This is a genomic window from Kribbella sp. HUAS MG21 (assembly GCF_040254265.1).
In the GTDB taxonomy this organism is placed as follows: Bacteria; Actinomycetota; Actinomycetes; order Propionibacteriales; family Kribbellaceae; genus Kribbella.
Genome location: NZ_CP158165.1, coordinates 996020 through 1010331, shown reverse-complemented (window position 1 = coordinate 1010331; position 14312 = coordinate 996020). Strand labels below are relative to the sequence as shown.

11 protein-coding genes are annotated in these 14312 nt (G+C 70.1%); 6 read left to right on the top strand and 5 right to left on the bottom strand.

Annotated elements, in window-relative coordinates; all coding sequences use genetic code 11:
* Positions 1-36: 36 nt before the first annotated feature.
* Positions 37-855: a hypothetical protein gene (locus ABN611_RS04870; protein WP_350278558.1), complete on the bottom strand. Its 819-nt coding sequence runs from the start codon at positions 853-855 to the stop codon at positions 37-39.
* Between the two features lie 172 nt (positions 856-1027).
* Here ABN611_RS04870 and ABN611_RS04865 point away from each other — a divergent pair, with 172 nt between their 5' ends.
* The 3 genes from ABN611_RS04865 (at position 1028) to ABN611_RS04855 (ending at position 4914) form a co-directional block, all read left to right on the top strand.
* Positions 1028-2422, top strand: coding sequence for an N-acetylmuramoyl-L-alanine amidase (locus ABN611_RS04865; protein ID WP_350278557.1), 1395 nt, complete (start codon positions 1028-1030; stop codon positions 2420-2422).
* The gene (locus ABN611_RS04860; protein WP_350278556.1) at positions 2419-3642 is read left to right on the top strand and encodes a SpoIID/LytB domain-containing protein; all 1224 of its coding nucleotides are present in this window, start codon (positions 2419-2421) and stop codon (positions 3640-3642) included. Before ABN611_RS04865 ends, ABN611_RS04860 begins: the two co-directional genes overlap by 4 nt.
* A gap of 120 nt (positions 3643-3762) precedes the next feature.
* Positions 3763-4914: a glycoside hydrolase family 76 protein gene (locus tag ABN611_RS04855; protein WP_350278555.1), complete on the top strand. Its 1152-nt coding sequence runs from the start codon at positions 3763-3765 to the stop codon at positions 4912-4914.
* 63 nt (positions 4915-4977) lie between these two features.
* Here ABN611_RS04855 and ABN611_RS04850 read toward each other — a convergent pair whose 3' ends face one another.
* From ABN611_RS04850 to ABN611_RS04835, 4 genes are all read right to left on the bottom strand, one after another.
* Positions 4978-5823, bottom strand: coding sequence for a peptidylprolyl isomerase (locus tag ABN611_RS04850; protein ID WP_350278554.1), 846 nt, complete (start codon positions 5821-5823; stop codon positions 4978-4980).
* Positions 5824-7071: 1248 nt separating this feature from the next.
* Complete coding sequence (locus ABN611_RS04845) at positions 7072-7443, bottom strand: VOC family protein (protein WP_350278553.1); 372 nt, start codon at positions 7441-7443, stop codon at positions 7072-7074.
* A 442-nt stretch (positions 7444-7885) separates the two neighbouring features.
* Positions 7886-9664 (bottom strand): biotin carboxylase N-terminal domain-containing protein, encoded by a 1779-nt coding sequence (locus ABN611_RS04840; protein ID WP_350278552.1) that lies wholly within the window; start codon positions 9662-9664, stop codon positions 7886-7888.
* Positions 9665-9812: 148 nt separating this feature from the next.
* Positions 9813-11273 (bottom strand): hypothetical protein, encoded by a 1461-nt coding sequence (locus ABN611_RS04835; RefSeq protein ID WP_350278551.1) that lies wholly within the window; start codon positions 11271-11273, stop codon positions 9813-9815.
* Between the two features lie 183 nt (positions 11274-11456).
* Here ABN611_RS04835 and ABN611_RS04830 point away from each other — a divergent pair, with 183 nt between their 5' ends.
* The 3 genes from ABN611_RS04830 to ABN611_RS04820 all read left to right on the top strand — a co-directional run bounded on the left by ABN611_RS04830 (position 11457) and on the right by ABN611_RS04820 (position 14306).
* On the top strand, positions 11457-12380 hold the full coding sequence (locus ABN611_RS04830) for an SMP-30/gluconolactonase/LRE family protein (protein ID WP_350278550.1): 924 nt from the start codon (positions 11457-11459) through the stop codon (positions 12378-12380).
* Positions 12381-12500: 120 nt separating this feature from the next.
* Positions 12501-13451, top strand: a complete 951-nt coding sequence (locus ABN611_RS04825) for a hypothetical protein (RefSeq protein ID WP_350278549.1) — start codon at positions 12501-12503, stop codon at positions 13449-13451.
* A gap of 66 nt (positions 13452-13517) precedes the next feature.
* Entirely contained in the window at positions 13518-14306 is a 789-nt protein-coding gene (locus tag ABN611_RS04820; protein ID WP_350278548.1) for a hypothetical protein, read from the top strand.
* Positions 14307-14312 lie beyond the last annotated feature (6 nt).

Genomic DNA, 14312 nt, shown 5'->3' with positions numbered 1-14312 from the left:
CACCGGGGCCCGGTCGTCATGCGTTGTGGAGGAGGGTCAGAAGTCTCCGCCGAAGTCGAAGCCGCCGCCGTCACCGCCGCCGTCGAACGGGTTGAAGTCGCCCCCGCCGTCGCCGCCGCCCATGTCGCCACCGCCGTCGGCCATGCCGTCCTCGTACCCGGCCGCGTAGTCGCCGTAGCCGCCGCCGGCGAACATGCCGCCGAGCATGGTGCCGAGGAACATACCGGTCATCACACCGCCGAGCGCTCCGAACATGCCCTGCGCGTACGGCGAGTAGGCCGGGCCGGCCTCCCAGTACGGAACCCGCTGCGGGCCGACCATCACCTTGCGGACGTCCGGCTCGGCGCCGGCGCGGACCCGCTCGGCGTCGGCCGCACAGGCCGGCACGTCGCGCGGCGCACCGCCAGGCGGCGCCCAGGACACGTCCTCGACGGACGGGCCGTGCTGCGGGTTGAAGAAGCAGGACGGGCGGCGCTGCGGGAGCGGCTCACCGGCGACCCGGGCCCGCACACAGGCCGCGGCGTACCGGCCGTCCTCGAGGATCTCGATCACGTGCTTGATCTGGTCGGCCTGGGTGACCTGGCCGACCGCCTGCTTGGCCGACTCGTAGGCGTCCAGCGCGCGCTGGTAGTCCTGCCGGGCCCCGTCACCGAGGTCCTTGCCGACCATCTCCAGGTCGAGGTCCTGCAGTTCCTCGCCGAACCGGGTGATGTCCTCGTCGGCGGTCCGCTTCACCGATTCGAGCTCGGCGGCGGTGATTTCGTGCTGCTTCCTGGTCTGCAGCTGGGTCCGACGGTACGAGCGGTACGCCAGGACCGCGATCACCACCACGGCGATGATCAGGATGAGTTCCATGTCGGGCCTCTCTCGGGGGCTTTGAGTAGAGCCTATCCAACCCCTCAAGCCTCCGAGCACGGCACGCAGGGTGACCGAACCGGCGCAAATCCCGGGAAAGCGGTCACCGGCGTCGCATAATCGAGGAGCGCGCCGCCCAGCGCCTGTCCGACCCCCGCCGGAAGGCCTTCACGTGGGCAACACCGCGCGACTCCTGCCGCTCGTCCTGACGGCGGCCGCACTGGTCCCGCTGCCGAACCACCCGACCGCTACCGAACCACCTGCGGCAGATTCGTCGTACCGGGAGATCCCGCTGGACGGCCTGTCCGTCCGGGCCGAGACCGAGCCGTTCGGCATGGTCGGGATCACCTGGCCGGACGGGGTTCGCGGTGTCACCGCGAAGGTCCGCGTCCAGCGCGACGGCCGGTGGACCGACTGGCAGCCGTTGCGTGTCGAGGACGACCACGGTCCCGATCCCGGCTCACCGGAAGGGGCAGGCCGCGGGGGCACCGAGCCCTTGTGGGTCGGGGACGCGACCGGCGTCCAGGCGAGCGCGGTGAGTGCGGCGGGTACGCCGCTTTCCGGCGCGAAGGTGGTGCTGATCAACCCGGGAGTGCGCAGCTCCGACGCCGACGAGCCTGGTGAGGCCGCGGTGACGTCGAGCAGGGCGCCGTACCCGATGCCGTTGATGGTGAGCCGGAAGCGCTGGGGGGCCGACGAGCGGCTCCGGGCGCACAACGGGGCCGACTGCGTGCGGCCGAAGTACAGCCCGACCGTGCTCGCCGCGTTCGTCCACCACACCGCCGACCGCAACGACTACACCCGTACGCAAGTGCCGGGGATGGTGCGGGCGATGTACGCGTACCACGTGAAGAGCCGGGGCTGGTGCGACCTCGGGTACAACTTCCTCGTCGACCGCTTCGGCCGTGTCTTCGAGGGCCGGTACGGCGGTGCGCAGCTGCCGGTGCTCGGCGCGCACACGGCGTCGTACAACGCGAACTCGTTCGGCGTCGCGGTGATCGGGAACTTCGAACAGACCGCGCCGCCGGCCGCGCTGCTCGAGTCGACGGCCCGGGTGCTTGCCTGGAAGCTGGACGCCAACTATCGGTCGCCGCAGGCAACGATCGTGCTCGGCGGCAGCCGCCTGCACACGGTTTCCGGACACCGCGACACCAAGGCGACGGCGTGCCCGGGGACCAAGCTGTACGCCGAGCTCGGGTGGCTGCGGCAGCGCGTGAACGCCTTGATGGGCGGCAGTTTCGCGACCCCGATCTACCAGTACGCAAGGAAAATCGGTTTCCGGAACGTCGGACAGCCGTTCTGGGGCGAGCACCCGACGCGGACCGGGCGGGCGACGTACTTCGCGACCCGCGACGTCTTCCACTCCGTTGCCACCGGCACGTATTCCACGCAGGGCGCGTTCCGGACCCGGTACCGGCGGCTGGGTGCGGGGAGTGCCCGTCTCGGGTTGCCGATCACCGATGCCTACCAGGTGACCGGAGGCGTCCGGCAGAAGTTCCAGCGCGGCTGGCTGCTCTGGGACCGCCGTGATCGCCAGGTCCAGGTCGTGTACGGGAGGTCGCAGTGAGAAAACGTGTGATTGCGGCGATCGCACTGTCGTCGACGATGATCAGCGCGACCGCGCAGGCCCGTGAGGTGCTGCCGACCGCCGCGGCGCCGGACACCACGATTACCGGCCGCGGCTTCGGCCACGGGCGCGGCCTGTCGCAGTACGGCGCGCAAGGTGCCGCACTGGCCGGGAAGTCGGTGCGGCAGATCCTGGACTTCTACTACCCGGGCACGACGACCGGGAAGGCGACCGGCAGCATCCGGGTCCGGATCAGCGCGGACACCACCGACGGCGTGCGGGTCGGCGCGGTCAGCGGGCTCGCGGTCCGCTCGTTCGCCACCGGCAAGGTCTATCCGCTGCCCAGGGCGTCGAACCTGAACCAGTGGTCGATCGACCCGCACGGCGAGCACGGCACCAAGCTCAGCTCGTACGACGCGAAGACCCGGAAATGGACGCTCTACAAGACGTTCACGGGCATGGCGCAGTTCGAGGGCGCGGCCGTGATCGGGCTGGTGCTGCCGAGCGGCGCCGTCCGTCGGTACCGGGGTGCGTTGCGGGCGATCGACGTCTCCGGCACGCACCTCGACACCGTGAACGTGCTTCCACTCGAGCACTATCTGCGCGGCGTCGTACCGCGGGAAGCGGTGTCGAGCTGGCGGCCGGCCGCGCTGCAGGCGCAGTCCGTTGCCGCGCGCACCTATTCGGTGTTCCACCGCAGCCGCGCGGCCAGGAAAGCGTTTGATTTGTGCGACACCATCTCGTGCCAGGTGTACGGCGGATACGACGACGAGAAAGCGTCGACGAACACCGCCATCGCGGCCACGGCCGGGCAGGTCCGGCTCTACAAGGGCAAACCGATCATCGCGGAGTTCTCCTCGTCCAACGGCGGGGCCACCGCCACCGGCAGTACGCCGTACCAATTGCTGAAGGCGGACAGCTGGGACGCCTACCCGGGGAACGGGAATCCGAACGTGACCTGGAAGGTGACGCGGACGGCCGCCGAGATGCAGGCCGTGTTCGACGTCGGCGCGATCCGCTATGTCCGGGTGCTGACGCGGACCGGTGTCGGTCCGGGCGGCGGACGGGCGCTGACGGTCGAGGCGGCCGGATCGAAGGGCCGGCGGGTGCTGACCGCCGACCAGGTCCGGAGCCGGCTGCATCTGCGGTCCGCCTGGATCAGCTTCCCGGCCCGCTCGCTTGATATACTAACTACGGCTCCGGAAGACCTCGGTCGCTGAGCCATTGACGCGGCATCCCTGCGCCGGTTAGAACGTGACATCGATGTCAACCGCCACCCGCCCAGGAGGAGCAGGTCGATGCGCAGGAAATTTGGTATATCAACTCGTCTGGCTGCCGGAGTGCTCGCGGTCGCCGTCCTCGGCTCGCTGAACATGTCCACCGCCGGAGCCGCGGACGGTGCCGCCGATGGCTCAGCCGGGACCGCCGGGACCGACCACACCGCGGCCGCTCGCGCGCGGGCGTCGTACGACGCGATCAACAAGTACTTCGACGCGGGCAAGGGCCTGCTGCTGGAGGAGTACCCGAACACGCACGCCAACCCGTACTCGTACGTCTGGCCGTACTCGCAGGCGGCGATCGCGGCCGAGAACCTCGCCGGCGTCCCTGGTGCGGGCCGGCCGGGTGCCGCCGAGGCCGACCGGCGGCTGGCCGCGTACGAGTTCTACTGGAACTCCGAGACGACGCCGACCGGTTACGACTCGTACGTCCGGCCACCGAACGGGCAGGGCGGCGACAAGTTCTACGACGACAACGAGTGGATCGGCCTGCACCTGATCCAGCGGTACAAGCGGACCGGTGACCGCGCCGCGCTCGCCCGCGCCAAGGAGATCTTCACGCTCGTCGTGCACGGCTGGGACACCGACCCGTCGCATCCGTGCCCCGGCGGCGTCTACTGGACCCAGGCGCCGTGGAGCCAGGACCGGAACACGGTGTCCAACGGCCCGGGCGCCGAGCTCGGTGCGCACCTGTACCTGCTCACCCGGGACAAGACGTACCTGACCTGGGCGAAGAAGATGTACGAGTGGACCCAGAACTGCCTGCTCGCGCCGAACGGCCTGTACTGGGACCACATCGACCTCGCCGGCACCATCGAGAAGACGCAGTGGAGCTACAACCAGGGCGTGATGCTCGGCGCCGGCGTACTGTTGTTCAAGGCAACGGGTGACGCCCAGTACCTGCGCGACGCGAAGTCGGTCGCGAACGCGTCGCTGGCGTTCTACAACACCCCGGAGATCCTGGCGAAGCAGGGCGCCGCGTTCAACTCGATCTGGTTCAAGAACCTGCTGATCCTGGATTCGGTCGTGCCGGACCCGCGGTACCGGCAGGCCATGCAGGCGTACGCCGACTACAACTGGAACACCACCCGGGACCCGGCGACGAACCTGTACAAGTTCCGCGAGGGGCCGGTCGAACTGCTCCAGCAGTCCGGCATCACGCAGATCCACGCACTGCTCGCCTGGCCGCGGTCGCAGTACCGGCTGCTCGCCTGACAGTGCCTTTGACGACAGCAGGCCCTCCTCGGTCGAGGAGGGCCTGCTGTTCGTGGTGGCGGGTCAGGCGGCGGCGGTCGCCGACTTGATGTCCACCGGGGTGATCGGGGCCCCGTCCTGCGGGCCGTTCTGCGGCGTGACGCCCGCCTCGGCGACCTTGTCGACGAGCTTCAGGCTCGGCTCGTCGATCGTCCCGAACGCGGTGTACTGCGGGGTGAGGCCGGACGCGTCGCCGTACACGATGAAGAACTGGCTGCCGTTGGTGTTCGGGCCCGAGTTCGCCATGGCGAGGGTGCCGCGGTTGTACTTCAGCGTCGGGAAGACCTCGTCCGCGAAGCTGTAACCCGGGCCGCCGGAACCGGATCCCGACGGGTCGCCGCACTGCAGCACCTGCAGGCCCGCGCCGACCGTCAGCCGGTGGCACTTCGTGTTGTCGAAGTACTTCTGGCCGACGAGGCTGAGGAAGTTCTTCACCGCGCACGGGGCGAGTGCGCTGTCCAGGGTGAGCTGCAGGTCGCCGACGGAGGTGTTCAGGCTGACCTTCGAGGTGCCGGAGGCCTTGGTCTTGCCGTTCGCCGGCGGATCCACCTTCTTGCTCGCGGGCTCGGCGGACTTCGTGTAGGTGCAGTTCACCTCGGCTGCGAGCGGCGTCGCGCGCTTCGGCGCCGGGCCGACCGCTGTCGGGATGCTGGCCGGCTTGTTCTCCGGGGGCGCCGTACTCGCCGCCGGCGTGTCGTCACCGCCGGTCCCGAACACCACGAAGGCCCCGACGAGGACCGCCACCACGGCCACGACCGCGGACACGGTAATCGCCAGATTCCGCCGCTGCCGCCGGCGCTCGGCCTCCCGCTCCGCCTGCCGCCTGGCCTTCCGCGCCGCCAGCTGCTGCTGGTGGGTCTTCTTGGACATGCAGTAACCCTCCTCACCGAAATACCTGGAGGGAACCTACAGCGAAAACCTGAGAACTGTCTGTCAATCCAAGGACACCGCTTCCGCGGCAACTGTTTCGTAACCGCATCCGGGGGGTGCGCGTCCGGCCCCGGGAGTGCGGGCACTGGCGCTGGTGCTGGTGTTGTGGGGGTGCGGGCGCTGAGCGGTCGCCGCTTCGCGGTGGCTGTCTGTTGCCGCCTTCGGCGGGTGCGCGTCCGGCCCCGGGAGTACTGGCACTGGCGCTGGTGCAGGTGCTGTGGGGGTGCGGGCGCTGAGCGGTCACCGCTTCGCGGCGGCTGTCTGTTGCCGCCTCCGGCGGGTGCGCGTCCGGCCCCGAGAGCGCGGGCACCGGCGCTGGTGCAGGTGTTTCGGGTGTTGGTGTCGATCGGTCACCGCTGCGCGGTGGCTGTTTGTTGCCGCCTTCGGCGGGGTGCGCGTCCGGCACCGGGAGCGCAGGCACCGACGGGCGGACGCATTACAGGTTGCCGGTGCACCAGCGGACGCCGCTTCGCGGCGGCTGTCTGTTGCCGCATCCGACGGAGTGTGCGTCCAGCACCGGGAGCGCGCGCACCGGCGCTGGTGCAGGTGGTGGGGGTGTTGGTGTCGAGCGGTCGACGCCTCGTGGTGGCTGGTTGTTGCCGCCTTCGGCGGGGTGCGCGGCGGGCTCCGGGAGTGCGGGCACCGGCGTCGGCGGACGCGCTACGGGTTCCACGTTGCGCCAATGGACGCCGCTGCGCGGCGGCTGCTTTGTTCCCGTACTCGGCGGGGTGCGCGTCGAGTGCCGGGCGACGGTACCGGCGTTGGCGGAGGCGCGGCGCGTTGTTGGGAGGCGCGGCGGGTTGTTGGCGGGCCGTTGGGCACCGCTTCGCGGTGGTTTTGCTGCCTTCGGCGGGTGCGCGCCAGGCAAGGACACCGGCGGCCCGGGCGCAGAGTGGCGCGGGAAGGTGTCGGGGTCGATGCCGGCGGCTGATGTGGCTGTCCGGTCGATGGCGCTAGGTCTGTGCCCGGTGGTCGTGCCCAGTGGTCGTGCCCAGTGGTCGGTGCCCTGTGGCGGGGGCGGGGGCGGGGTTGGGGGTGGCGACGGGAACGGGTTCGGGGCGACGCATCGGGTGGGTGGGCCGGTGTGGTGTCACCTCGGAGGAGCGAGTGCAGGCGGTCCGTGCGCCTGGTTCAGACCGTGGGTTGGGTGCACGAGCTTGTGTGATCCGGAGCTTCCTGCAGTACGTGCTACGGGTTGCCGGCGCCCCAGACGAAGCAGAATTCGTTGCCTTCGGGGTCTCGCATTACTTGCCAGAGGTCGCCGTCGTAGATGTCGTCGGCTCGGGTGGCGCCCAGGGTTAGGGCCTTTGCTATGGCCTTGTCCTTGGAGGTTGGGGGGATGTAGAGGTCCAGGTGGAGGCGGTTCTTGCGGGTCTGTTTGCCTTCGGGGACTCGGGCGAAGTCGAGGCGTACTGCTGCGCCGTGGAGTTCGATCACCTCGTCGTGTTCGGGGTGGAGGTCGCCGCCCAGGAGGGCTTGCCAGAAACGTGCGAGCCGCTCCGGATCCGTGGAGTCGAACGCCATCGCGTCGATCACCGGCATCGGGTCCGCTGGGTCCACTGAATCCACCCCGTGGTCCGCCGAGTCCGCGGAGCCCGCCGAGTCCGCGGAGCCCGCTGGGTTCGCCGAGTCCGCGGAGCCCGCTGGGTTCGCCGAGTCCGCGGAGCCCGCTGGGTCCGCTGACTTCACCGGGGCTGCCGGGTTCGTCGGGCCCGCTGAGCTCGCCGGGTCCGTTGAGTCCACCGGGTCCGCGGGAACCGAGTTCACCGGGTCCGCTGACTTCACCGGGGCTGCCGGGTTCGTCGGGCCCGCTGAGCTCGCCGGGTCCGTTGAGTCCACCGGGTCCGCGGGAACCGAGTTCACCGGGTCCGCTGAGCCTGGGTCTGTCGCCGGGTCCGCAGGGACAGGGTTCACCGGGCCCGACGGCGCCGGGTTTGCCGGGCCCAGCGGGTCTGCCGGGCCCGGGTTCGCGGGGCTCGTCGGGGCCGCGGGGTTCACCAGGTCAGTCCTTGATTTCGCAGATGGCGGCGCCGGCGGTGACGGTGGCGCCTACCTCGGCGGTCAGGCCGGTGATGGTGCCGGATTTGTGCGCGTTGAGGGGTTGCTCCATCTTCATCGCTTCCAGGACGACGATCAGGTCGCCCTCGGCGACCGTGGCGCCTTCCTCGACGGCGATCTTCACGATCGTGCCTTGCATGGGGGACGTCAGCGAGTCGCCGGAGGCCGCCGAGCTCTTCGTACCGCCTGCCCTGCGGGACGGCTTCTTCTTCGCGCTGCCGGCTGCGGCGCCGGCGGATGCGATTCCGCCCAGGCCGGCGGGGAGGACGACCTCGAGTCGCTTGCCGCCGACCTCGACGGTGACCTTCTCCCGTTCGGTTTCCGCGGGCGCCTCGGCGGTCGGGCCTTCGTACGGGGTGAGCTGGTTGTCGTACTCCGTCTCGATCCAGCGGGTGTGGACCTTGAAACCGTCGGTCCCGACGAACGCCGGGTCGGAGACGACCGACGCGTGGAACGGGATCACCGTCGGCATGCCCTCGACGACGAACTCCTTCAGCGCCCGCCGCGACCGCTCCAGCGCCTGTGTCCGGTCGCGGCCGGTCACGATCAGCTTCGCGACCAGCGAGTCGAACGCACCCGGCACGGTCTCGCCCTGGTCGTACCCGCCGTCGACGCGCACCCCGGGACCGGACGGCGCGTGCCAGCGGGTCAGCGTGCCGGGCGCGGGCAGGAACCCGCGGCCGCCGTCCTCGGCGTTGATCCGGAACTCGATCGAGTGCCCGGACACGGCCGGGTCGTCGTACCCGAGCTCCTCGCCCTGGGCGATCCGGAACATCTCCCGGACCAGGTCGAGGCCGGTGACCTCCTCGGAGACGGGGTGCTCGACCTGCAGCCGGGTGTTCACCTCGAGGAACGAGATCATCCCGTCCTGGCCGACCAGGAACTCGCAGGTGCCGGCGCCGACGTACCCGGCCTCGCGGAGGATCTTCTTGGACGACGAGTACAGGATGTCCAGCTGCTCAGCGCTCAGGAAGGGCGCCGGGGCCTCCTCGACGAGCTTCTGGTACCGGCGCTGCAGCGAGCAGTCCCGGGTCGACACCACGACGACGTTGCCGTGGGCGTCGGCCAGGCACTGGGTTTCGACGTGCCGCGGCTTGTCCAGGTACCGCTCGACGAAGCACTCGCCGCGGCCGAACGCGCTGGTCGCCTCCCGCACGGCCGACTCGAACAGCTCCGGTACTTCCTCCAGCGTCCGCGCGACCTTCATCCCGCGACCGCCACCGCCGTACGCCGCCTTGATCGCGATCGGCAGGCCGTACTGCTCCGCGAACGCCACCACCTCGGACGCGTCCGCGACCGGATCCGGCGTACCGGGCACCTGCGGGGCGCCGACCTTCTCGGCGATGTGCCGCGCCTTGACCTTGTCGCCGAGCGAGTCGATCGCCGACGGCGGCGGCCCGATCCAGATCAGTCCCGCGTCCAGTACGGCCTGCGCGAACTCGGCGTTCTCGGCCAGGAAGCCGTACCCCGGGTGGACGGCGTCCGCGCCGGAGCGGGCGGCCACGTCGAGGATCTTGGCGATGTTCAGGTAGGAGTCGGCCGGTGTCGACCCGTCCAGCGCGTACGCCTCGTCGGCGAGCCGCACGAACAGCGCGTCCCGGTCCTGGTCGGCGTACAGGGCCACACTGGCCAGGCCCGCGTCGGCGGCGGCCCGGACGACCCGGACGGCGATCTCGCCCCGGTTGGCGACCAGCACCTTGGTGATCTGCTTGCTGTCGGACACAGCTGACTCCCTTCGGCTGGCCCGAGTCTAGGGTCAAGCGGGCGTTCAGGAGGACAGGGCGTTCCTCACATCACGGTGGACTGTCTGCATCGTGGTCACGCTGTCCACTTGATGGAGCGCCGGGCCCGACGGGGCCCGGCGCCCGTCGTCAGCGGTACGACTTGGACACGGCGTCCAGCAGCCGTTCGAGGGTGTCGTACGTCGGTGTGTCGGCGACGTCGATCACGTTCTTGGCGACCGGGACGTCGTGCTGGTTGACCACGTTCGCGAACTGGGACCCGTCGGCGGTGCGGAAGCCGTGGCGGGCGGCGAGTTGCTGGAGTTCGGGGTCGGTGGAGAGGAGTTCGCCGAGCTTCTCGCCGCCGGCGTTCAGCGCGACCAGGGTGTGCTTGGACTGGACCGTCGGCGACGGGTACATCAGCACCATGCCGCGCTTCAGCTTCTTCTCGACGGCGGCCTCGACGAACTGGGCCTCGTAGATGTTCACCATCGGCGACTTGCCCATGCCGAGCGCCAGGTAGTCCTCGAACGGGCCCTCGCTGGAGTTGTCGGTGTAGCCCTGGTTCACGAACAGCGGCGCCACCAGCGGCAGCACCTTCTGCTCGTCCGCCGCGGTCGACACGACACTGTTGTGGTTGGCAACATAACTGACGATCGCGAGGAACATCGCCGCGGAGTTCGAGGTGCGCGGGTCGGTGGTGGTGATCAGGATCCGCTTGTTCACCGGGTAGCTGGTGTTGCCGCGGATGTTCGTCCAGCGCCAGTTCGCCTTCGCGAGGTCGACGTACTTGCGGACGTCGAAGTACCAGGTGCCGTTGACCTTGCGGGCGATGCCGGTCGCGGACAGCAGGTCGACGATCGGCTGGTACGTCGCGATCGCCATCGGCGACGAGAACGCGGCGTACTTCTTCCCGCTGACCGCCGGGCGACCGGCCGCGGGCTGCAGGATCCGCTCGGCCGCGGTGGCGCTGGACGGGAACGCGAAGTCGTACTTGCCGAGGTCGACCGAGGTCGCGATCTCGCGCGATCCGGCGGTGTCGACCGTGACCTCGAGCCCGTGTTTCGCGAGCGCGGCGCGGACATCGGGGTCCTCGAAGAACGCGCGCTTCTCGGAGCCGATCACGCCGCCGACAGTGGTCAGGGCGGAGTTCGCCTGGGCGTCGTTGCCGTTGCGTACGACGAGCACGGTGGCGACGGTCGCCACCACGAGCACACCCGCGACGGCCGCCGGGAGCGCGATCGGGAACCGTCGCCGGAACCCGGCCAGGCCGGCATCGGGCGCGACCGGGCCGGCACCTCCGCCGCCGGTCGTCCCGGCTTCCGCAGCACTACCGGCCTCGAGCGCAACTGCCGGTCTGGTCCACTTGGCCTTGCGGGCCTCGCCCTCGGTCGCGGTTGCCGGGTCGGGTTTCGGGGTGAGCTCCTCGCGGACGATGCGCTCGATCAGGATCGGGACGTAGTCGCGGACCGGGTCGCCGGCGAAGGACTCGCGGGCGGTGCGGATCGCGGTTTCGATGTCTTCGGGAGTATGGATGTCGGCGAAGGTCTCGGTGAGCCTGCTGGTCAGGTTCTCGATCGCCTTCTCTTCACGGACGGTGTCGAGCTTCAAAGGGATGTCTCCACATCACGGTCACTTGACTCCAGCGGCGCCGGCTGAGTGCCCCCGCGTACGGCGCCGGGCGCCATCCTCCCGCACCGACAGGTCCATCCGGCGGGCGTCCGCGGGCAGGTTCGGGCGGGACCGCATAGGCTCGGCCGCAAGCGCTTGCAGCCGAGTTCGCGAGGAGTCGTGATGACGGGAATTCTCGAGCCGTTGGCAGGGACCGCACCGGCCGTGTGGGAGAAGCTGGACGACCGGTTCGCCGGGATCCGCGGTGACAGCCGGCTCGAGCGGTTGTGGACGGGCGGCCGCTGGGTCGAGGGCCCGGTGTACTCCGCCGCGGGCCGCTACCTGCTCTGGAGCGACATCCCGAACGACCGCATCCTGCGCTGGGACGAGACGTCGTACCAGGTCTCGGTCTTCCGGCAGCCGGCCGGCAACACCAACGGCCACACCCGTGACACTGAGGGCCGGCTGGTGAGCTGCGAGCACGGCAACCGGCGGGTGACGCGGACCGAGCACCACGGCGGGATCACAGTGCTCGCCGACTCCTACGACGGGAAGCGGCTGAACAGCCCGAACGACGTGGTGGTCAAGCGGGACGGGTCCGTGTGGTTCACCGATCCGGCGTACGGGATCGACAGCGACTACGAGGGGTTCAAGGGCGCGATCGAGACCGGCGGGTGCCATGTGTACCGCGTCTCGCCGGACGGCGTGCTGAGCCGGGTGGCCGACGACTTCAACCGGCCGAACGGGCTGGCGTTCTCGCTGGACGAGTCGTTGCTCTACATCACCGATTCGGAGGAGGCAACGATCCGGGTCTTCACCGTCGACGGGGACAAGCTGACCGGTGGTGAGTTGTTCGCCGAGTGCGGCAACGGGATCTTCGACGGGATCCGGCTCGACACCGAAGGCCGGATCTGGGCATCGGCGGCCGACGGTGTGCACGTCTATCACTCGGACGGGACGCTGCTGGGCAAGCTGCTGGTGCCGGAGACGGTCAGCAATCTCACGTGGGGCGGTGCCAAGCGCAACCGGTTGTTCCTCACGGCGACGACCTCCGTGTACTCGCTGTTCACCACGGTGAACGGTGCGCCGGAGGCCTACGGGAGCTGAGCGGATTCCCTCTGGCGGGGGACCGGATTCGCTCGCCAGGGGGAGGTTTTCGTCAGGCGGTCGCCGGCAGCCTCGGTACGGTCGGCCCGCAGCAGGCGGGCCCTGTGGCGAGGAGTGCGGATGCGGATCCGGCGCCTGGTGGCGTGGAGTGTTGCGGTTGCGGTGCTGGGGTCGCTCGCGGCCGCCGTACCGTCGGTTGCTGATGGCAACCACGAGCGGGTGATGCGGGTGAGTGGTGCGGCCGGTGGGGTGCTCGGGCCGGAGTGGGGGCCGTATGCCGGGGACCCGGTGCGGTTCGCGGTCGACGGGACGGCGACGGATCCGGTGCGTCCGTCGGGGAGTTTCCACGTGGTGCACCGGAAGCCTGACGGGCGGTTGCTGGCCGAGTTCCGGGGCCGGTTGACCAGTTTGACGGCGGTCGACGAGGTCGCGGTCGTCACCGGCGTGATCGAGGCGGCGGAGCATCCCGGCGTACCGCTGGAGCTGGTCGGGAAGCCGATCAGCCTGACGGTGTACGACGGTGGCCGCCAGGACCGGATCGGCTGGATGTGGGGCTTCTTCGGCGCCCCGGTCGCGCTGCAGCAAGGCACCGCACCCGACCTCGCGCTCACCGAGGGCGACTTCGCAGTCAACAACAACCGCCACCCGGCTGCGGCAGGCGATGGGAGTACGGCGCACGCCGGGAGTGCGGTGGAGGTCGGGCGGGCGGTGCGCGCCTTTGTTGATGATCGCGCGGTGCGGTTCGAGTTGGCGGCGCGGATTCCGCCGGGTGGAGATGCCAAGGACGTCAGCGGGGGCTTCCGGTTCGTGGACCCGGCTTCGGCGGCGTACGTCGAAGGGCGGATCGACTGTTTGGCGGTCGGAGGGCCGGTGGCGATGGCGACGGGGGTGGTGACGGGCTCCGACGATCCGGGCAAGGTCGGCAAGCCGGTGTCGTTCGCGCTGAAGGATGGGGCGGTTGATCGCGTTGGCTGGTTGTGGAGTTGGTCCGGAGGCCAGTCGGTCGTCGACTGCAGGTCGGGTGTGCCGTTCCGCGCCGCGCGGCCGGGTGGCGTCATCGTCCGGTCGTAAATCGGGTCGCCGCGACCGGCGCGGCTGTGACACGCTGGCCTGCTGACCTGAATGCGAGGAGGAGCAATGACTGTGGTCGGCGAGCGCGTTCCGGAACATCTCCGGGCGCTGGCGGAACAGGTGGTCGCGGCGGCCGAGGCCGACGAGCGGCTGCTGGCGGTGATCGCGGCCGGGTCCGTCGCCACCGGCACGACGGACGAGTACTCGGACCTGGATCTGGTCCTGGTGTGCACCCCGGAGTCCCACGCGGAGTGCCTCGCCCAGGCACCGGAGTTCGCGAGCCGCCTCGGCCCGCTGCTGGCGAGCTTCACCGGCGAACACGTCGGCGAACCGCGCCTGCTGATCACGCTCTTCGGCCCGCCGCTCGTGCACGTCGACCTGAAGTTCGTCACCCCGGACGGCCTGCGGAAGCGCGTCGAGGACGGTGTCATGCTCTGGCAGCGCGGCGACGTCGTCGACCGGGCGTACGCCGATTCCACCGCGAGCTGGCCGCAGGCGGATCCGCAGTGGATCGAGGACCGGTTCTGGGTCTGGGTGCACTACATCGCGGTGAAGATCGACCGCGGTGAGCTGTTCGAGGCGATCGAAGGACTCGGCGCGCTGCGCTCGGTCTCGATCGCCCCCCTAGCGGTGATCGGCCGGACCACGAGACCGGCCGGCGTACGCAGGCTGGAGACCCTCGTACCGGAACTCGTCCCCGAGCTCCGAGCGACCGTCGCCACCACCGACCGCGACGACTGCCTGCGGGCCTTGAAGGCCGCCGTCGACCTCTACCGCAAGGTCCGTGAGCGCAGCGGCGTCCAGGTGGTACGACGTACCGCAGCCGAGGAAGCCGTGGTGGCCTTCCTCGGCTGACGGTCC